Raw genomic sequence first — 19,403 nt, 5'->3', positions numbered from 1 at the left:
TCATTTTAATTTGCTAACCAGGGTTCAATGATAGTTATTTTTTGTGTGTCTTGCGATCCACCATATATTGGCAGTAATTTTGCATCTCTGACGTAACGTTCAATCTCATTATTGCGCATATAGCCATGTCCACCAGTCAATTGCAAAACCGATTCTGTTATATCCACAGCCATCTGCGCGGACATTAACTTCACCATAGAAATTTTGCGTTTATCATCGAGATGATTTTTTACCACATCATCCAAAAAGGATTCGGTGGCTTCTAATAAGGTAATCAATTCAGCCAAGCGGTATTGGGTAAGTTCCAAATCAATTAAACGTCCCCCAAATTTCCGTTTCGAACGCGTGAATTTAAAAGCTTTTTCCAATGAACCTCTAGCAATCCCGACTGATTGAGCTGAAATCGCTAAGCGCATTTTATCTATCAAAGCATCGTGCTGACTTATACCCGACAACGTTTCACCCAACAATTGTTGTCGACTAATGAAAACTTTATCAAAACGGACTTGCGAAACTGGCAGTCCGTGCATCCCCATTTTTTCAAACGGTTCTTCAACGAGGACGCCCTTTGCATCGGTTTCGACTAGAAACAAACCTAATTCATCATCGCCGGTTGTATTTTCAACCAAAGCCCCGACAATTAAGGTAGAACTTACACTGGCATTTGATACGGTCGCTTTTCGTCCGGTAATTACCCAACCATCCGGCGTTTCTTCGGCTTTCGTATCAAAATTCCAGTAGCGACTGCCATGGGTTTCTTCCGTAAAAGCATAGCCAATCATATTTGACCCCTTAAGAGCCTCAACTAAATATCGCTCCTGTTGCTCTTGAGTCCCAAACATTTTCAAGCTCAAAACCCCATAGACGGCCTGCGTTAAAAGAATACTGCCTAAAGCGGGAAATTTAGCTGAAATACGACTAATTAATTTAAAAAAGGCTTCAAATTCATTGTTATCAACTAAATCTAATAGTTTTAAATCGATTAGCTTTTGAACATACTCACCCGGGTAAGCATCCGATTCATCAAATGGTTTCACAACATCGTCTAGTTCTTCAGTGATGAATTGATTGATATCACTGATTATTTGTTGTTTTTCGATGGTCACGTGTCACCTCCCATCCTTTTAAATAAATATCGCTGCTCAAGCATTAGTCTCGTTTAACAATTAAGGTAATACCTTGTCCACCACCGATACATAATGTAGATAACCCTAATTTCGCCTCGCGTTTTTCCATTTCATGGAGTAGGGTCACGGTAATGCGAGCACCACTGGCTCCAATTGGATGGCCTAAAGCGATAGCTCCACCATTGACATTAACAATTTCTTTATCCATTTTTAATTCGTTAATAACACTCAAGGCTTGTGAAGCAAACGCTTCGTTGGCTTCAATTAAATCAATATCTTCTAATTTAATTTGAGCTTTATCTAAAGCTTTGAGCGTCGCCGGAATTGGCCCAGTTCCCATAATTTTAGGATCAACACCAGCGGTTGCATAAGCAACAATACTTGCGATGGGTTTAATTCCTAAAGCCTCAGCTTTATCCCTAGACATTAAAATAACAATGGCTGCTCCATCATTAATCCCTGACGCATTCCCTGCCGTCACCGTCCCATCTTTAACAAAAGCGGGTTTTAATTTAGCGAGTGAGGCTTGCGATGATCCAAAACGCGGGAATTCATCCGTATCAATTATTAAATCCTCACCTTTTCTTTGCGGAACACGGATTGGGATGATTTCTTCTTTAAAACGTCCACTTTTAATCGCTGCTTCGGCTTTTTGTTGACTACTTAAAGCTAATTCATCTTCCATTTCTCGGGTTATTTTATATTGATCGGCAATGTTCTCGGCGGTAACCCCCATATGAATATCATTAAAGGCATCGACTAGGCCGTCTTTTAATAAAGTATCCACTACCTCACCGTTACCCATGCGTTGACCCCAACGATGGTTATTCAGTACATAAGGGGCTTGACTCATACTTTCGGTGCCACCTGCTATAACAACCTCATTATCTTCTGTCATGATAGATTGGGCCGCTAAAACAATTGACTTTAAGCCTGATCCACAAACTTTATTAATAGTAAAAGCGGAAGTTCCTATGGGTAAACCGGATTTAATCGCAACTTGTCGCGCAATATTTTGCCCTGAGCCAGCTGCTAAGACATTTCCTAAAATGACTTCATCGACTGCTTCTACCGATAGTCCAATTCCTTCGATACTCGCTTTTGTCACTTGAGTGGCTAATTCAAGGGCTGATACATCTTTAAATACGCCACCAAAACTTCCTATGGCTGAGCGTTTTGCTGATACGATAACTACTTCCTTCACGTAATCCCTCCATTGTCTGTTAAGCGCTTGCAAGTATAATCTTAGATTTTCTTAACATTAAAGTCTAATAGACGGTTATTAACAACCCTATAAGCTGAGCTTATAGTATAAAAGTAGTTTATAAGGTAATTTAAATATCTTCCGAGTAAATTTTCAATTTTATACTATTATTTTCATTATTTTCCTTATTTTTAAACAAAATAAAAAGCTATGAACGCCTTTTCATCATTGACGCTGATAGCTTTATATATTTAATATTTATAAACCGCTTACTTTTACTCATTTAATTATAATGTTTCTATCGTTTTTCTAATCTACTGGCGCATAAAACATATCTAAAATGGCATTTAGTAACATATCTTCGACATCACTATACGTTTCCTTTTTACGACGGCATAAATAAACATTGAAAGGAATGGGGTCCTTAAAACGTTTGACCGCTACCTCATTCGTATCCATATATTTATCAATTGGCTTAGGTAGGATTGTCACGATATCATTCCAGCGTGTAGCTTCAACTAAAAAGTCCCACGAAGCCGATAAAAAACTAAACTTATTGTCTAAATGGTTTTCATTTAGTTTATCTCTGACCAACCCATTCGTTGTAAAAGTTTCATTGAAAGTCGCTAAGGGATAGCCTTTTAACTCCTCCCATTCCAAATCGGCTGAATGATTTAGTACATGTTCCGAATCCATAAACGCAACCATTTCATTAATATCAACCACGTGTTGATCAAAACTCGTTAAATCCAGGTCTGTGGGTTCAATTAGAAAGGCCAAATCAATGTCGTTATTGATTAACATTTTCCGTAAATTATGACAGCCATTTTCAGTCACCTCAAACTGAATATCCGGAAAATTCAAAGTGAAATTCGGAATAAATGTCGCTAAGTAAACGCGTAAGATTAAGGATGGTACTCCTAAACGAACCGTTCCTTTTTGTTTCGAGGCTTCCCTTCTTACTAACTGATCCAACTCTTCAACCTTTTCCATAATCTCTTTGGAATATTGATAAATTTTCTGCCCACTCTCCGTTAAGCCACTTAAACGGCCGTTCTTTCGATTAAACAAGATAACTTCTTCGTCTTGCTCAAAATTTTTGATAAATTGACTCAAGGCTGATTGACTAATATGAATTTTCTTAGCGGCTAAGGTTAAATTACATCCACATTCAACGATATTTATTAAATAACTCATTTGGTTGACATCTAGATTCATATTGCAGCGAACTCCTTTATTGATATTAATAACAGTATATATAATCTGTTTTTAAATGTCTATTAGTTCAGCTAATAGTTTTAATAAATTTTAATAAGTGGTCGAAATAAATTTAAAATTGTACAATACCTCTTGTAAGCGCTTAGAGAAAACATCAAAGAAAGAGGTTAAAATTTCATGGTATCAAAAAATGATTTAGTCAAAGAATTATACCCAGAAGATTTATATGGTTACGCAGAAGGACTTACTGACGGAGAAGTAGAGGTTCTTCAAGAAGTACGTGAAGCATTAGAAACGCATGTAAGACCGGTGATTACTGACTATTGGGAAAAAGCCGATTTTCCTTTTGCAGAATTCAAAAAAGTTACTGATGTGGGGATTATGAACAACCCTAAATTATATGTGGGGCGTGAAGGTGAACGCAAACCACGGGAATTATATACGGCTTTTCTTTACCTAGAACTTGCGCGTTTCGATGCTTCAATCGCTACTTTCTATACGGTACATGGCGGTCTATGTTATAACACCATTCTTCTTGGGGGTAACGAAAGACAAATCGAAGAGTTTGCACCAAAATTAGCTTCATTTGAATGGCAAGGTTGTTTTGGATTAACTGAGCCAGATCATGGTTCAGATATAGCGGGTGGACTTGCTACTTCTGCGCGTCGTGAAGGCAACAACTGGATTCTTAATGGTGAAAAACGCTGGATTGGTGGCGCAGATACAGCGGATGTTATTCCTATTTTTGCCCGTGATGTGGAAGATAATCGGATTAAATGTTTTATTGTTAGAAAAGGTGCTGAAGGTTATTCCGCTGATCCAATTCCACACAAAGGCTCTTTGCGTGCGATTCGTAATGGTCACATTGTGATGAAAGACGTTGTTGTCCCAGAAGCCGACCGTTTAGAAAATATCAATGGTTTCCGCGATGTTTCGCGTATTTTAGTCCGCACACGTGCCGATGTTGCCCATATTGCCATGGGAATTTCAGCTGGTGCTTTTGTTGCTGCCTTAAAATATGTTAAACAAAGAGAACAATTCGGTAAGAGCATCGCTAGCTTCCAACTTGTTCAAGAAAAATTATCTCGTATGCAAGCAAACGTCGTTGCCAATATTGGCTACTCTGTTCGGATCGCCCAATTGCAAGAAGAAGGTCGTGAGTTAATGCTTAACTCAGCCTTGGCTAAAATGCACAACTCTTTAAACATGAGAGAAACGGTTGCTTTAGCTCGTGAAGTTTGCGGTGGTAATGGAATCACGTTAGAAACGGATGTTATGCGCTTCTTTGCTGATGCTGAAGCCATCTATACTTACGAAGGAACCCATGAAGTGAATGCTCTTATCGTGAGCCGTGAATTAACTGGCATTGGTGCTTTTGTGTAATGCTTCGAGAATTATGTTCGGTTGAAGATAAATTTAAAGTTAGCAATAGTTATCGTTTGCAATTAAAGGATCTTGTGGTTGGTGATGTCTATCAATCTGGGTCTTATGCGATCAGCAAAGAAGATATTATCGAGTTCGCCCAAATGTATGACCCGCAATTTTATCATGTGGATGAAGAGGTCGCTAACAAGCGACAATTCGGTGGCTTAATCGCTAGCGGTTGGCATACGGCAGCCATCACAATGGGACTTTTCGTTCGAACATTTCAGATGGAGAACGGTATGATTGGCGCCATGGTTGATTTATCTTGGCCTAACCCAACCCGCCCCGGTGATATCATCCAACCTCAGTTTAAGATACTTGATATTCGACCATCCAAATCAAAGCCCTATCAAGCCATTGTAACGGTCGAATGGGATGTAAAAAACGATGCTGATTTACAACTAATGTATTTGACAACTAAGATTGTGATGTATTACGAAGATCCCACACCGCATCAAGTCAAGTCCGATTCATAACTAGATTTAAACACTCCGCTTAAAGTGATGGTTATCACTTTAAGCGGGGTTATTGGTGTGGGTGAGCTGTCACGGACATATCTTGACATATTTAGTGGGGTTATTAGGGGGGTGTCCGCCAAACCGTTATTCATTTGGCGGGCATTACTAGAGCGGCCGACAAACCGTGACTCATTTGGCGGGCATTACTAGAGTGAACGACAAACCGGGGCTCATTTGGCGGGCATTACTAGAGTGAACGACAAACCGGGGCTCATTTGGCGGGCATTACTAGAGTGAACGACAAACCGTGACTCATTTGGCGGGCATTACTAGAGTGAACGACAAACCGCGATTCATTTGGCGGGCATTACTAGAGTGAACGACAAACCGCGATTCATTTGGCGGGCATTACTAGAGTGAACGACAAACCGCGATTCATTTGGCGGGCATTACTAGAGTGAACGACAAACCGCGATTCATTTGGCGGGCTAACGTAAGCGGGAAGTGGATTACCGGCATTTCTCATTTACGCTGCACCAGCGCACACATATTCGGGCAGTTGTTGTGTGCGTGAACCTAAGCGGGAAGTGGATGACAAGTCAATTGCGATAATTTTCGTCATTTGTCCTAATTTGCCGGACGTCGATTCTTGATGTAATCCGGCAAATGCGTTTGGAGGACTTCCCGAGAAAATGAAAGCCGGCATTTCCCAATTTTTAGTGGAAATTAGGGTTGACATCCAACGCTATGGGTGTCTATGCAAAAGTAAGCAGCTATCACTAGACTTAGTGATTAGATGAACATATATACTTCTAACAACCCAGAAGTTAAAGCGTTATCGAATCACTTATACTTCTACCAACTCAGAAGTTAAAGTGTTGGTGAATCACTTATACTTCTACCACCTCAGAAGTTAAAGCGTTAGCGAATCACTTATACTTCTACCAACTCAGAAGTTAAACCGTCACCAAATCACTTATACTTCTACCAACTCAGAAGTTAAACCGTCACCAAATCACTTATACTTCTACCACCTCAGAAGTTAAACCGTCACCCAATCACTTCTACTTCTAAGCACCCAGAAGTTAAACTGTCACCCAATCAAAACACTTCTACTCCCACCACCCCATAACTCACAGCATTACCAAAGCCCCCCGGCATAAAACAGTGGTATTTATTTAAAAAAGCAAGAAAGGGGTTAGGTCCTTGTGTTTTAGGATTTCTTAGGTATGAAAACCTATTAATAATTTCATTACTTTGGTATAATTTAACTATATAAGGAGGCTTACGAATATGACAAAACAACAAATTGGTGTAGTTGGTATGGCGGTTATGGGACGTAATATTGCCCTAAACATTGAAAGTCGTGGTTATTCTGTTTCATTGTACAATCGGACGGATTGGAAAACGACCCAGGTGATTGAAGAAAACCCAAACAAACAATTAGTCGCTACGTATTCTATTGAGGAATTTGTGAACTCATTAGAAAAACCTAGAAAGATTTTGTTAATGGTTCAAGCTGGTAAAGGGACCGATGATACGATTGATAATTTATTACCGCATTTGGATGAAGGTGATATATTAATTGATGGTGGCAATACTTTTTATAAAGATACCATTCGTCGTAATGAATATTTGGCTAACTCTGGCGTTAACTTTATTGGTACAGGTATTTCAGGTGGTGAAGAAGGGGCGCGTTTTGGTCCTTCGATTATGCCGGGTGGACAAAAAGAAGCCTATGATTTAGTGAAGGATATTCTTGAAGCCATCTCTGCTAAAGCTGAAGATGGACAACCTTGTGTGACGTATATTGGTGCAGATGGTGCGGGTCACTATGTTAAAATGGTTCATAATGGGATTGAATATGGTGATATGCAATTAATCGCTGAATCCTATGATATTATGCATCGTGGTTTGGGATTATCCGCGCAAGAAATTGGTGATATATTTACTGAATGGAATAACGGGGAACTTGATAGTTTCTTAATGGAAATTACCTCTAAAATCCTTAAAGCAGTCGATCCGGATACAGGTAAACCGATGGTTGATGTTATCGTTGATGCGGCTGGTAATAAAGGAACGGGTAAATGGACGTCACAAAGTGCTTTAGACTTGGGTGAACCTTTATCCTTAATTACTGAGTCTGTTTTTGCGCGCTTTATTTCGGCTCAAAAAGATCAACGGGTTAAAGCCAGTCAAATTATTCCTTCAACTACGGGAGCGATTGACTTAAACGAAGCAGAAAAAGAAACTTTCATTACGGCTATCCGCCAAGCGTTATACTTCAGTAAAATCATGAGTTACGCGCAAGGGTTCTCTCAATTACGTGCCGCAAGCCAAGAAAATAATTGGGATTTAGACTATGGTGAAATTGCTAAAATTTGGCGTGCAGGTTGTATTATTCGGGCTAAATTCTTACAAAATATCACTGATGCATATGAAAAGAATCCGGATTTGGAAAACTTAATGTTAGATGATTACTTCTTAGATATTATTACAAAGAATAATCAAGCGGTTCGCGATGTTGTTTCTAAAGCTATCGCTGCGGGTATTCCTGTTCCAACTTTCTCAGCAGCCATTGCTTATTATGATTCTTATCGTTCAGCTGTTTTACCAGCAAATATTATTCAAGCGCAACGTGACTTCTTTGGGGCTCATACATACAAACGGGTAGATAAAGAAGGCACCTTCCACTTCCATTGGGAAGAAGGCACGGAAGAAGAAATTACTTGGTGATATTTATTTGACGTTGATTTAGGATTTGGAGGATTTGGATGCAAAAAAATAGGATTAAGCTCGCAATCTTTGATATGGATGGTTTGTTGATTGACTCTGAAAAAGTGTATTCGGAGGGCTGGCTAGTTGGGATTCAGCATTATAAGGCGGATTTACCAGAAGATATCGTGTATCGAATGAATGGCCGTAGTCCTAAACAAAATACGGCTTTGTTAAATAGTTATCTCCATGATGAAGACCTGGTGCAAAACATTCGAAAGGTGCGGATGAATTATTTTAATGACCAGTTAGCCCAAGGCAAGGTGGATTTAAAGCCTTTTGCTAAAGAGTTGTTAGTAAAGCTTAAGGATAACCATTACTTAACCGCATTAGCAACGACAACTGCGCAAAAGAATGCTCAGCCGATTTTGGAACATCATGACATAACAGCTTTATTTGATTATACGGTCTTTGGCGATCAAGTTAATGAGGTTAAACCGGCGCCGGATTTGTATTTGAATATTTTGGAGCAAGCCAATACATCGAATCAAGAGGCCATCATTTTAGAAGACTCCTTAACCGGAGCAGAGGCTGGAAAAAATGCGAATGTTAATGTGATTTTAATTCCTGATCCTGTCTTTACCGATGTTAAAGCAATCAACGATGATAATATTATCGCAGTTTACAGCCATTTAGGCGAAACGTATCCTCACTTCTTTTAAACAAATAAATAGCACCGGCTATCGCAGAATCCCTGCTCTAGCCGGTGCTTTTATGTTATTTAATTAAAAATCATCTTCGTCGTCATCGTCGTCTGAATCATTGGCAATATCAGCCAAACTCCATGAACCGACACTTTCTTTCCCTTGATTCACAATCGCATCAACCGCTTCTTCAATCGGTGTGTTGATTAATTGATGATTGACCGCTTCTAAAACCATCGGCAAGCTCACGCCACCAATGATATAGACCTTATTTTTTAAATCATCCGGTAACTGATTGATAGCTAAGACCGCTTGGTTATATGGACTAGCTGAAAGTAAATCCACTAAAACCAGCACACCTTCACCTGTATTGGCTCGGTTAATGGCGGCTTTAATTTCTTCACCTAAGGTATCCACCGCTTGGCCTTGAACCAAATTAACCGTTTCGATATTATCTGCAATCCCCACGATAACATTAACGGCATCTTTTAAGCCATCACTCAAACTTCCATGTGTTGCAATTACAATTCCTAACATGCGTTTATACGCCTCCTTTATAATTTAAGGACTTGATCGACTTGTGCAAACTTTTCTTCATCGACTTCCGTTAAGTCCGCTTCTTCGAGGATATAGGTATTATCCGTTTTCTTAGCCGAAATAATAAAGGTTACATCCCTTTTTCCTTCTTTAATCGGCACATCGGTTTCACTGCCAGGAACAACAAATAATTCTTGCTTCGATGCAAAAGAATCTAAATAATAGACCTGACTCGTTGGTTTGGTTACAGCCAACAAGCCTTCCAAACCATAACTATTTTTACATCCATAATCCACCAAGGCGAACGCTACTTTCTTCGATTTCACTTGGTTCATTGATTGAAGGAGATATAAAATAGACGCCGAATTCCTTACCCTTGTCGTCGGTTTGGGGTGTCCACCCGCCGCAATACTTAACAACCAAAAGAAAAGTAAATATCCTGCAACCACTAAGAGGGTCAGTAGCATATTCGATTGATTTAAAATAGGAATTGCAATATACATCGTATACAAAACGCCTAAAATTAAAAGGACGAGACTAGAAAGCACATTAACCCAAAGGGTTTGTTTTTGCATTTTTTCAGTATTAAAGAATTGAAAATTCCCAAAATATTTGGAAGGTGTATCGTAATAGGTCGAAATAACAATATCTGCTTTCTTTACATTGCCGATATAAATATTGCGTACCTTATGACGTTTGTCTGATTTCAATTCTGTTACTGTAATATCGTCTCTAAATTGGCTAATATCACTCAACACACTTTTAATAAAACGTGTCTTTTGCTTGTTTGTATAACGCTTTTTAAAGACATGCATATACCTAAATTGCCAATCTTTCAATATACTACTTTCCATAATAACACCCTTAACTATAAATTAAATTTCGCTAACACTTCTTTCAACTCTGTTCTAGCAGCCGATGGCGTTGCTTGGAAATAAATATCTTCAACACCATAGTTTTCATTTAAGTCTTTCAATTTAATCGCATCATCTTTGTTTAAATAAACGGATTTAGTGACAAATAGATCATTGTCATCTTTCTTAGCAATCCCACCGAGGTTTAATTCTTTCATTGGGATACCGTGCGTCACTAATTCATAAATAACGTCGACGGTTTTGGTTATTAAGATACAACTATAATCCTTCAAGTTGTATTTATCCCAATATTCTTTCATTTTACTGGTAGTCGCAACAATGGTTTTTTGACCTGTCCGGCTACCCGCACTCTTGTATAAATCTTTCATAAATTTATCTTTGGCTACCACATCATCAACAACAAAGATTGAGTTTACACCCGCACGTTGTGATAAGGTTAACATTACTTGACCGTGAATTAATCGTTCATCAACTCTTGCTAAATTTACTTCTCCCATTAAAATCGCTCACTTCCTGATATTTATTAAATAATTATAGAATACCTACCGCAGCAAGTACAATTAAAATTCCTGTTAACCACAATAACGCACGGGTAACTTTAAGACCGTATTTAGTGTAATACCAATATACACCTAATACGACTGCCAACGGTAAGATACCTGGTAAAATTGAATCTAAAATGTCTTGTAAAACAAACGGACGACCAGAAATACTAAATTCAAAGGTTGAGGATACTTTAACATAATTACCAGCTAAAATCCCCATCATAAACAAACCGAGGATCGAAAGCAATTCGATCATGGTTTGAATACCTGCACTTGCCATTAAACCTGTTGCATTACTTCCCATTTTAAATGATTGTCTGGCAAAGAAAAGACCAATTAATACTTGATAAGTGGCAAAAGCAACGAATGGGAATAAAGCACCTAAAGCACTACCTTGTTGTGCCCATGGAATAGCAATGGCTATAAAGATATACTGAATCGTCCCTGAGTCAATCGCGTCCCCAATACCAGCTAAAGCCCCCATCAAACCGGCTTTCGTATTGTACATCAAGTCGTCGGTCATCGTGATTTCTTCGTTATTGGCTTCTTGCTCGGCTCTTTGTGATTCCATTGATGCCATTAAACCAGTAATAACACCACCACCCCAAGTTAATTGGGTATTAAAGAAGAGTAATTGTCTTTGATAAGCCGCTCTTAAATCATCATCATCTTTATAAAGTTTTCTTAAAATAGGCATCAAAGCATAAAGTAAAGAGGCTGCCAAATAACGATCAAAAGAGTGAGGGATTTCATTGGCAAAGTGCCATCTTAGATAAGCTTTGGTGACATCTTTTTGAGTAATTTCTTCTGGTTCGTATCTTTTTGTTTTGTTTGCTACATCTGTCATTATACGTTCCTCCTTAAATTAAAAATCTTCGTCATCTTCGTCAAAGAAATCACCGTCATGTTCAGCTGTAGTTTCTACTTTTTCAGTTGCAGTAACTACTTTGGCTTGACCACCTGAAGATTTGCTAAGGACAAAGATTGCTGCTAGAAGTGTACCAAAAATAGCGTAAGTCACCATGGTGATATTTAATGGTTTTAAAACGACACTCATGAAATAAGCTAATAAGAAAAATACCATGAAATCTTTACGACCGATAACATAAACCGTTGTCGCAATACCAATTGCCGCTAGACCGCCACCAACTACTTCTAGAATATGAATAACAACCGTACCTTCTAAAGCTGTAATAACATCAGCAATAACCGGTGCACCGTAGTATAAAGCAATAAATACTAGTGGAACGAACAAAATAAATGAAGCAATGGTTGGATACCAAATAATTGAGCGTTTAATAGCGCCATCATTTAAATCTTCAACCGCTTTATCCGTATATTTACCTAAGAAGGTATTGATAAAGAATCTAAATTGGTATAAGTAAGACCCAAGCAGACCAACAGGGACGGCAACCGCAATCGCTGCTTCTGGTGCTAAGTCACCCATCAACGCAACGGGGACGGCAATGGCGGCTGCAATAGCCGGTTCAGACGGCATTGATCCCCCAGGAGAAAAGACCCCCATATAAATCAGTTGCAAGGAAGCTGTTACAACCATCGCATCATGAACATTTCCCATAACAATACCTACAAACAAACCGGTCATTAGTGGAGAAAAACGTAGCGTTAAAGTTGCCCCTCCCCCTAACCATCTTGACATAACTGCTGCTACCCATAGTGCGATAAGCAGACTTTGCCACACTGTTAATGTTTCCATAAATTGACACTCCTATCTATTTTCCATATATTCTTCTAATTTGACAATCGCTTCTCTTAAAACGTCTTTATTGATTTCAATGGGGATTAAATGAACTTTTTCTTTACTATCAATAAAATCAACTAAATTATCTAAGTCTTCATCTGAAATTGGATAAATGTCCATGCTTTTCAAAGAAGTAGGTAAACCTAATCGTTCATAGAGCGGTAACAGCTCGTCAATTAATTCCCATCTTTCTTCCAGAGCTAATTGATAAAAAATGCCATAGGCAACAATTTCACCGTGAATATACTTATGACTTTTCTCAGATAAATATTTGCCTAAACCATCATGCACCGCATGGGCAGCTGCATTTCTTGCATATTTATCACCTAAACCACCGACTAAACCAGAAACAGCGAAGATAATTTCAGAGACATTCTTAAACTCTTCTGACACAACCCCTTGTTTCATATCCTCAATGGCTTTATCGCTATCTTTAAGAATAACGTTCTTACATAACTCAGTAGTAAATTTAGCCAATTGTAAGAAAGGGACATCACTTAATTCGTCTTGATTTAAAATCAAGTCCGATTCGTACCACTTAGCTAAGGTATCAGCAATACCCGCTACGAAATACCTTACGGGTGAATCGATGACGAGACTCGGACACGTTAATAGAAACGCTGCTTGTCGTAAATAATGCTCAGATTTACCTTCGGACTCCCCTGACTCTTTATACATCACCGATAAAGGCGTCCACGGAGCACAATTACTGGCCAAGGTCGGCACCACACCGTATGGTGTGTTGGTAACATGGCCTGAATAACCAACCAAATCGGTTAGTTTCCCGCCTCCGACACCAATAATAAAATCGATGGCTTCTCTTTCCACAATATCTTTGATTAAGCCGGCACCGTAATAACTACATTCGCCCGTATATTGATGATAGAACATATTGTAGCGTTCATCATCTAAAAATTTAAAATACTTTTGAGCTTTTTCCCAAGAAATCGTTCCATGAACGATTAGGATGTTTTTGGCTTTATACTCAGCTAACATTTCAGGAATAAAGTCAATGGCTCCTTCATCGTAACGATAAACTTGGGGACCTACTTTTACTTTCATATTATCAATCATTATTTAGCTTCTTTCTCTATTGAGTGACATATGTACTAATTGGCTGTACGGATCTTCCTGGTAATTTCCCAACAACAATATCTTGAACATCTGCGACACATTTGTCTCCCATCGCCTCTAAGCACTCCATCGTGTAGGCGGAAGTGTGAGGCGTCACAACGACATTCTCAAATTGCAAATATGGATGATTTGACCGGCCTGGTTCTTCTTCAAGAACATCGGTCGCAAATCCAGCAATTTTGCCTGACGCTAACCCACCAACAATGGCTTCTTCTTTTACCAACGCCCCCCTTGCACTATTTGATATATAGACATTGTCTTTCATCATGGCAACTTCATCTTCAGCAATCATATGATAATTTTCATCCGTCAAATTGGCACATAAACAAATGACATCGGCTTCCTTTAGTAACGTTTCAAAATCAACCTTTTTAGCCCCAAATTGTTCAATATCCAATTTTGACTTATAAGGATCATACGCTAAGACATTACATCTAAAACCATTGCGTACCGTTTCAGCCACCAAACTACCCGTATTTCCAATACCAATCACACCGACAGTTTTATTATACAATGTATTGCCAACAAATTGGGCACGATCTTCCCATTTGTTATCTTTTACTCTTTGTTGAGCACTTGAGGTTCTTCTAAGAATATTCATCAGGTTGGCTATATTATTTTCAGCAACCGCATCGCGTTCAACCAACGCCGGAATAATTGATACAATCGTATTGTGTTCAGCGGCAGCCTCTAAATCAATATTATTGTAGCCAATCCCATGGCGTGAAATTAATTTTAATTCATCTTTATGATCAAAAAATTCTTTCGTAAAAAAAGGTGTGACACTTGAAATGATAATATTAAAACCTTCAAGTGCTTCTGCTAAATCTTTACCCGCGATTTCTTGTTCAAAAGTAAAATGCTTAACTTCCCCTAATTGTTCAAGTTCTTCGATATGATTTTTAAATACTTTACCAAAACTACTTGAATTAACAATGGCAATTTTATCTTTTCCCATGCTATTTCTCCTCAACTTTTGCGACCGCATGTCCGCCAAATCCATGGCGCAAGGTAGCCACAACTTTATTTGAAAATGAATCATCAATTTTACTTGCGCTTCGAACAAATAAAGAATTAGCAATTACAGGTACAGGGATATTTAGCTCCAAAGCTTCCTCAACCATCCATTTACCTTCACCACTAGCATCAACGCGACCAGCAATGCCGGATAATTGCGGATCCTTTTGGAAGCCTTCTTCCATGAGTTCCATTAACCATGAACGAATAACCGAACCGTGATTCCAAACTTTGGCTACCTTTTCATTATCAAAATCAAATTCGGAAGCATTCAACACATCAAAGCCTTCACCGATTGACTGCATCATGCCGTATTCAATCCCGTTGTGTACCATTTTTAAGTAATGGCCCGTTCCTGGAGCCCCCGCAAATAAATACCCATCTTCAATGGCTAAATCAATGAAGAATGGTTCGACCACTTTGACCGCTTCCTCATCACCACCGACCATCAAACAAGCCCCATTGCGCGCACCTTCCATACCTCCAGAAGTGCCACAATCAATAAAATAAATATCGCTTTCTTTCAAAAAGGCGTAATTTTTCAGACTATCTTTATAATTTGAATTACCACTATCAATGATGATATCTTTACTCGCTAGTTTTCCAGACAACTCTTTAATCAAATTATCCGTAATCTCGCCTGCCGGTGTCGATAAGAAAATTATTTTTTGATCGTCAAGTGCATCAATTAATCCATCCATTGAATCAACGACATTAACCTGATTTTCCTCTGCATTGGCTCTTGCCTGAGGACTCACATCGAACCCTACAATATCCCAGCCACTATCAATTACGTTGAGAGCCATATTTAATCCCATTTTACCCAGCCCTATAAACCCAATTTTCAACTAGCTCACTCCTTTGGAAATTTAATACATACAGTATAACATTAAATATTTTTCATGTAAAGGCTTCCTAAAATAAATTTTATTTTCTTACAATTTATAGTATACTATTATATAATAGAGTATCAGGAGGTGTACCATGAAGAACTACTATTTAACACATTTATTAAAATCAAAAAGTCCCTTATTTAGTGAAACTGAAACGAAATTATCTAAACATTTTTTAGAACTAGATAAAGAGCTCATCAATATGACGATTGCTAACGTTTCAGAGGTAACGGGTGTATCTCAAACAACGGTATTTAATTTTGTTAAGAAGCTTGGGTTTTCAGGTTTTCAAGAATTTAAAATCGCCCTAGCTACTAATTCAACCAACGAAGTACGGTCGTCGACTTATACAGCCTATTCGGATATCACGGATAGCGATTCCTATTATACAATTGCACAAAAGATTGTTTCATTTAACATCGATTCCTTGCAAGGTATTTTACATTCCCTGGACGAACTCCAACTTGAAAACATTATTAAACTTATTTCAGGGTCCAAAACGTTACACTTCTTTGGACAAGGCGGATCCTCAATTGTCGCTTACGATGCCTACCATAAATTTTTGCGAACTAAATTTCTCTGCAACTATATTGGTGACTCGCACATGCAGTTAAGTTATTCCACAAAGCTATCCAAAGATGATTGTGTTTTTGTGTTCTCTCATTCTGGCCAATCGGTGCACACGATTAGCCTAGCAAAGGTCGCTAAAGAATCCGGCGCAAAAATCATTGGCCTGACGGGGAACCCAACGTCAAGTATGTTGGACTATTGTGACGAACAATTAATCGTCTATTCTGAAGAATCAAAATATCGCACGGAGAGTTTAACCTCGCGTATTCTTTATCTAACACTCATCGATATTATCTATTCCATCATCATGTTTATGGATGAAGGCGAAAGCCAATTAACCATGGATAAAATCCGCTTGGCATTGAAGGACGCTAAAACAACCGATGATTATATTGTTTAACTATGGGGGTAGGATGGTGTATCGTGGGAAGGTGTAGGCGACGCTAGCGGATTGGTTGGGAGTGTGTGTATGTGGGAAACCTAGGAACGGGTTGATTTTGGATATAACATCGTGTTTGACAAAGTTTTCTTTATTAGGTGGCGAAGCCCATCTACCCCCTCGCCACCAATCAAATTAGGTGGCGCCCCCCCATACTTACTCGCCACCAATTAACATTATAATTAGCTGATGATGGACCAGTTTAGGCGTAAGTGGGAAGTGAAAGACCGTCAAATTGACAAGTCACCTTTTTTCTCCTAAGCGCCACTCAGCTTGTTTAAAGGCGGATTGGGTGTCCCATCCGCCACTCAGGATTTCCTCTGGCGGTTGGGGGTGCCAATCCGCCTCTCAGACTTCTCTCTGGCGGTTTGGAGGGCCAATCCGCCTCTAAAGTTGTTCTCTGGCGGTTTGGAGGTGCATCCGCCTCTCAGGCTAAGTGGGAAGTGAAGAACCTTCATTTCTCACTTACTTTAGGCTGACGGTCACTCGCTTGTCACATTGGCTGATTAAGTGGAACGAACTCAGCCGGAATATTCCACATAACATAAGCGGGAAATGAAGCGGCCTTTTCTTCTACCCACGCTAAGCATTCAAACTCTGAAAAATTAGCGTCTCACCTCCTCTCACCCACAAGAAAGCACAAAAAAACCGTAAGTATCTGTTTTTCGCAGATGCTTACGGTTTAAGCATGAACTGCCGTCTGAAGGGCAGTGATATTTATTGAAAGCGATAGGCGGTTTGTCTTAAGATGCGTTCGACTTCGAGGGCGGTTTCTTTGAGTTGGTAGATGGCTTGGTTTTGGTCGAGGTTGTTGGCGCGATAAGTTGGGCCAGACAGGGTGACGGAACAATTGACTTTGTTTTCGAAATCGCGGATGGGAACCGCCCAGGCAATCACGTCGGGGGTGTATTCGCCTTCGCTACGGGCATAGCCGTCAACGCGGATTTTCTCGAGTTCTTTGCGTAATTTATTGGGGTTGGTCATGGTGTTAGGGGTGTATTGTGGCAAGCCACCCTCAATAAGCTCTTCGACAAATTCCTCGGGTTGGTAAGCGAGGATTGAACGGTATGAAGCGCCTGGAAATAGGGGCACGCTGGCGCCTGTTTCCGCGGTAAACTTCACTTTGTTCTCTGGTTCGACCGCCAACAAAGTAATTCCTCGATAGCCTTTACGAATGGTAAAGAAAACAGATTCGCCGGTGAGGTCTTTAAGCTTTGTTAAATAGGGGCGAATGAGCGATTCTAAATTCATTGAGTTATCAACCACTTGGCCTAATTGCCAGATTGAAATGCCTAAACTATATGTTTTCGTTGTGTCATCGTACGCAAGAAAATCATGTTTGTGCAACGTTTTGACGATGCGATAAATGGTCGAATAGTTTTGGTTTAAGGCCTTTGCTAAGGCTTTGGCAGACCATGATGGTTGATGACGATTAAATTTCATTAATAATTCCGATGCTAAATCGACTGTCTTTAACAAAGTAATTCCTCCTACGAATCCATGTATTACTAATTATATAGGAAATCGATGATTGCTGCACCATAAACCTTGGTTGCGAGTACAATTTTATCAACTTCTACGCGTTCGTTGTAACCATGGATGGTTGATAAAGTCGCTGGTCCGTATTGTAGAACGGGTATATTGTGTTCTCTAAAATGACGGGCATCACTGGACGCCCATTGCATCACGCCATAAGCCTCATGGCCTGATATTTCTTGCAGATTGTCGACAACCGCACGGCAAACGGGATCTTGAGGGGAGGTATAGTTGGCTTCACTTCTAAAACCAAAGCGCTCCATTTTGTAATCAATCCCTAGTTTATCCAATTCGTCGGTAATGTATTGGGTAACAAAATCTTCACTGACCCCAAAAGGTAAACGGCAGTCAATTTCGACGGAGCACGATTCAGGTACGACATTGGCTTTAGTTCCCCCTTCAATTTTACCGATGTTGCATGAAATATGTTCTAAAATCGGTTGGAAGGCTTCGCGTTCGGTTTCCACTTCGCGCATATATCGTTTCGATGTTTCTACCAGTTCACGCATCTCGTCTGGCATGTCAAAATCTAAAGTAAATAACGTCTGAATCCGTTCGATGGCGCGCATCATATCGACGATGGCGTTACCCCCAATAATGGGCGATAAACTGCCGTGACCCGGTTCGCCGTAAACGTCTAGTTTAAACCAGTAAGAGCCTTTTTGACCGATGGTCGGATTGTATTTGGATGAGGGCTCTGCGATTAACGCGCCGTCACCTGAAACTAGACCCTTGTTCAAGACCCAAGGTACACCATTTTCGCCACCTGTTTCTTCATCGGGCACGATAGCAAGAATGACTTGGCCGGGCAAGGAGATATTTAGTTTTTTCATTAAGGTTGTCGCGAAAATGAGGCCGCCCAGGCCGGCTTTCATATCGGAAGCCCCGCGTCCTAGCAGGAAGCCGTCCTTAATTTCGCCGCTGAAGGGGTCGAAATCCCATTTGTCGAGGTTGCCGACGGGAACGACGTCGGTGTGGCCGCAGTAAATCAATTTTTTGCCGGATTCTGAGCCGTATTTGCTGATGATGTTGTATTGTAAAGGCGCTGATTCATGGATTTCAACCGCCAAACCGGCCTCTTCGAGGTAGGTTTTTATAAATTCCGTAATTTCGGTTGAGTCGCCGGGAGGATTTTCGCTGTTAATTTGAATCAATTTAGAGCATAAATCTAATAAATCTCTCTGCTGATCTTCAATCGCTTGCACGACTTGTTGTTTTAATTGGGTTTTTGTTAATTCGGTCAT

The 19,403-nt window shown here is 39.7% G+C and carries 18 protein-coding genes and 1 pseudogene; 5 read left to right on the top strand and 14 right to left on the bottom strand.

The window, feature by feature from the left end:
- Positions 1-5: 5 nt before the first annotated feature.
- The 3 genes from NRE15_RS10975 to NRE15_RS10965 form a co-directional block, all read right to left on the bottom strand.
- A complete protein-coding gene (locus NRE15_RS10975) occupies positions 6-1,106 on the bottom strand; it encodes an acyl-CoA dehydrogenase family protein (protein WP_313792924.1) in 1,101 nt (366 codons plus the stop codon).
- A 43-nt stretch (positions 1,107-1,149) separates the two neighbouring features.
- A complete protein-coding gene (locus tag NRE15_RS10970) occupies positions 1,150-2,331 on the bottom strand; it encodes an acetyl-CoA C-acetyltransferase (protein WP_313792923.1) in 1,182 nt (393 codons plus the stop codon).
- A 309-nt stretch (positions 2,332-2,640) separates the two neighbouring features.
- Positions 2,641-3,549 (bottom strand): LysR family transcriptional regulator, encoded by a 909-nt coding sequence (locus NRE15_RS10965; RefSeq protein ID WP_313792922.1) that lies wholly within the window; start codon positions 3,547-3,549, stop codon positions 2,641-2,643.
- 177 nt (positions 3,550-3,726) lie between these two features.
- Here NRE15_RS10965 and fadE point away from each other — a divergent pair, with 177 nt between their 5' ends.
- On the top strand, positions 3,727-4,932 hold the full coding sequence (fadE, locus tag NRE15_RS10960; protein ID WP_313792921.1) for an acyl-CoA dehydrogenase FadE: 1,206 nt from the start codon (positions 3,727-3,729) through the stop codon (positions 4,930-4,932).
- The gene (locus NRE15_RS10955) at positions 4,932-5,450 is read left to right on the top strand and encodes a MaoC family dehydratase (protein WP_313792920.1); all 519 of its coding nucleotides are present in this window, start codon (positions 4,932-4,934) and stop codon (positions 5,448-5,450) included. Before fadE ends, NRE15_RS10955 begins: the two co-directional genes overlap by 1 nt.
- 508 nt (positions 5,451-5,958) lie before the next feature.
- On the opposite strand, the gene NRE15_RS10950 is transcribed toward NRE15_RS10955, so the two are convergent.
- Positions 5,959-6,138, bottom strand: a complete 180-nt coding sequence (locus NRE15_RS10950; protein ID WP_313792919.1) for a hypothetical protein — start codon at positions 6,136-6,138, stop codon at positions 5,959-5,961.
- 587 nt (positions 6,139-6,725) lie between these two features.
- On the opposite strand from NRE15_RS10950, the gene gndA reads away from it, so the two are divergent.
- Both gndA and NRE15_RS10940 read left to right on the top strand, forming a co-directional pair.
- A complete protein-coding gene (gene gndA / locus NRE15_RS10945; RefSeq protein WP_313792918.1) occupies positions 6,726-8,168 on the top strand; it encodes an NADP-dependent phosphogluconate dehydrogenase in 1,443 nt (480 codons plus the stop codon).
- Positions 8,169-8,206: 38 nt separating this feature from the next.
- Entirely contained in the window at positions 8,207-8,869 is a 663-nt protein-coding gene (locus NRE15_RS10940; protein WP_313792917.1) for an HAD family hydrolase, read from the top strand.
- Between the two features lie 63 nt (positions 8,870-8,932).
- Here NRE15_RS10940 and NRE15_RS10935 read toward each other — a convergent pair whose 3' ends face one another.
- From NRE15_RS10935 to gnd, 8 genes and pseudogenes are all read right to left on the bottom strand, one after another.
- Positions 8,933-9,388, bottom strand: coding sequence for a PTS sugar transporter subunit IIA (locus NRE15_RS10935; RefSeq protein WP_313792916.1), 456 nt, complete (start codon positions 9,386-9,388; stop codon positions 8,933-8,935).
- A 17-nt stretch (positions 9,389-9,405) separates the two neighbouring features.
- Entirely contained in the window at positions 9,406-10,242 is an 837-nt protein-coding gene (locus tag NRE15_RS10930) for a hypothetical protein (RefSeq protein ID WP_313792915.1), read from the bottom strand.
- A gap of 14 nt (positions 10,243-10,256) precedes the next feature.
- Positions 10,257-10,760, bottom strand: a complete 504-nt coding sequence (locus tag NRE15_RS10925) for a PTS system mannose/fructose/N-acetylgalactosamine-transporter subunit IIB (RefSeq protein WP_313792914.1) — start codon at positions 10,758-10,760, stop codon at positions 10,257-10,259.
- Between the two features lie 34 nt (positions 10,761-10,794).
- On the bottom strand, positions 10,795-11,655 hold the full coding sequence (locus NRE15_RS10920; RefSeq protein ID WP_313792913.1) for a PTS system mannose/fructose/sorbose family transporter subunit IID: 861 nt from the start codon (positions 11,653-11,655) through the stop codon (positions 10,795-10,797).
- Positions 11,656-11,777: 122 nt separating this feature from the next.
- Positions 11,778-12,525 (bottom strand): annotated as a pseudogene (locus tag NRE15_RS10915) (PTS mannose/fructose/sorbose/N-acetylgalactosamine transporter subunit IIC); the annotation flags it as partial.
- 12 nt (positions 12,526-12,537) lie between these two features.
- Positions 12,538-13,644, bottom strand: coding sequence for an iron-containing alcohol dehydrogenase family protein (locus tag NRE15_RS10910; protein ID WP_313792911.1), 1,107 nt, complete (start codon positions 13,642-13,644; stop codon positions 12,538-12,540).
- Positions 13,645-13,660: 16 nt separating this feature from the next.
- Positions 13,661-14,662 carry a D-isomer specific 2-hydroxyacid dehydrogenase family protein gene (locus NRE15_RS10905; protein ID WP_313792910.1) on the bottom strand — a complete coding sequence of 334 codons (1,002 nt, stop codon included), beginning with the start codon at positions 14,660-14,662 and terminating at the stop codon, positions 13,661-13,663.
- 1 nt (position 14,663) lies between these two features.
- A complete protein-coding gene (gene gnd / locus NRE15_RS10900; protein WP_390887200.1) occupies positions 14,664-15,539 on the bottom strand; it encodes a phosphogluconate dehydrogenase (NAD(+)-dependent, decarboxylating) in 876 nt (291 codons plus the stop codon).
- A 166-nt stretch (positions 15,540-15,705) separates the two neighbouring features.
- On the opposite strand from gnd, the gene NRE15_RS10895 reads away from it, so the two are divergent.
- On the top strand, positions 15,706-16,584 hold the full coding sequence (locus NRE15_RS10895; RefSeq protein WP_313792908.1) for a MurR/RpiR family transcriptional regulator: 879 nt from the start codon (positions 15,706-15,708) through the stop codon (positions 16,582-16,584).
- A 756-nt stretch (positions 16,585-17,340) separates the two neighbouring features.
- Here NRE15_RS10895 and NRE15_RS10890 read toward each other — a convergent pair.
- On the bottom strand, positions 17,341-18,102 hold the full coding sequence (locus NRE15_RS10890; RefSeq protein ID WP_313792907.1) for an IclR family transcriptional regulator: 762 nt from the start codon (positions 18,100-18,102) through the stop codon (positions 17,341-17,343).
- Positions 18,103-18,131: 29 nt separating this feature from the next.
- Positions 18,132-19,403 carry a M20 family metallopeptidase gene (locus NRE15_RS10885; RefSeq protein ID WP_313792906.1) on the bottom strand — a complete coding sequence of 424 codons (1,272 nt, stop codon included), beginning with the start codon at positions 19,401-19,403 and terminating at the stop codon, positions 18,132-18,134.

This window comes from Fundicoccus culcitae, assembly GCF_024661895.1.
In the GTDB taxonomy this organism is placed as follows: Bacteria; Bacillota; Bacilli; order Lactobacillales; family Aerococcaceae; genus Fundicoccus_A; species Fundicoccus_A culcitae.
The sequence above is the reverse complement of the archived record's forward strand: the minus strand, read 5'-3'. Positions and strand labels throughout refer to the sequence as shown.

Excerpts from the sequence above, each read along its gene's own strand:
- NRE15_RS10965 (WP_313792922.1), bottom strand. The coding sequence starts at position 3,549 with ATGAATCTAGATGTCAACCAAATGAGTTATTTAATAAATATCGTTGAA.
- fadE (WP_313792921.1), top strand. The coding sequence starts at position 3,727 with ATGGTATCAAAAAATGATTTAGTCAAAGAATTATACCCAGAAGATTTA.
- NRE15_RS10955 (WP_313792920.1), top strand. The coding sequence starts at position 4,932 with ATGCTTCGAGAATTATGTTCGGTTGAAGATAAATTTAAAGTTAGCAAT.
- NRE15_RS10950 (WP_313792919.1), bottom strand. The coding sequence starts at position 6,138 with ATGCCGGCTTTCATTTTCTCGGGAAGTCCTCCAAACGCATTTGCCGGA.
- gndA (WP_313792918.1), top strand. The coding sequence starts at position 6,726 with ATGACAAAACAACAAATTGGTGTAGTTGGTATGGCGGTTATGGGACGT.
- NRE15_RS10940 (WP_313792917.1), top strand. The coding sequence starts at position 8,207 with ATGCAAAAAAATAGGATTAAGCTCGCAATCTTTGATATGGATGGTTTG.
- NRE15_RS10935 (WP_313792916.1), bottom strand. The coding sequence starts at position 9,388 with ATGTTAGGAATTGTAATTGCAACACATGGAAGTTTGAGTGATGGCTTA.
- NRE15_RS10930 (WP_313792915.1), bottom strand. The coding sequence starts at position 10,242 with ATGGAAAGTAGTATATTGAAAGATTGGCAATTTAGGTATATGCATGTC.
- NRE15_RS10925 (WP_313792914.1), bottom strand. The coding sequence starts at position 10,760 with ATGGGAGAAGTAAATTTAGCAAGAGTTGATGAACGATTAATTCACGGT.
- NRE15_RS10920 (WP_313792913.1), bottom strand. The coding sequence starts at position 11,655 with ATGACAGATGTAGCAAACAAAACAAAAAGATACGAACCAGAAGAAATT.
- NRE15_RS10910 (WP_313792911.1), bottom strand. The coding sequence starts at position 13,644 with ATGATTGATAATATGAAAGTAAAAGTAGGTCCCCAAGTTTATCGTTAC.
- NRE15_RS10905 (WP_313792910.1), bottom strand. The coding sequence starts at position 14,662 with ATGGGAAAAGATAAAATTGCCATTGTTAATTCAAGTAGTTTTGGTAAA.
- gnd (WP_390887200.1), bottom strand. The coding sequence starts at position 15,539 with ATGGGATTAAATATGGCTCTCAACGTAATTGATAGTGGCTGGGATATT.
- NRE15_RS10895 (WP_313792908.1), top strand. The coding sequence starts at position 15,706 with ATGAAGAACTACTATTTAACACATTTATTAAAATCAAAAAGTCCCTTA.
- NRE15_RS10885 (WP_313792906.1), bottom strand. The coding sequence starts at position 19,403 with ATGACCGAATTAACAAAAACCCAATTAAAACAACAAGTCGTGCAAGCG.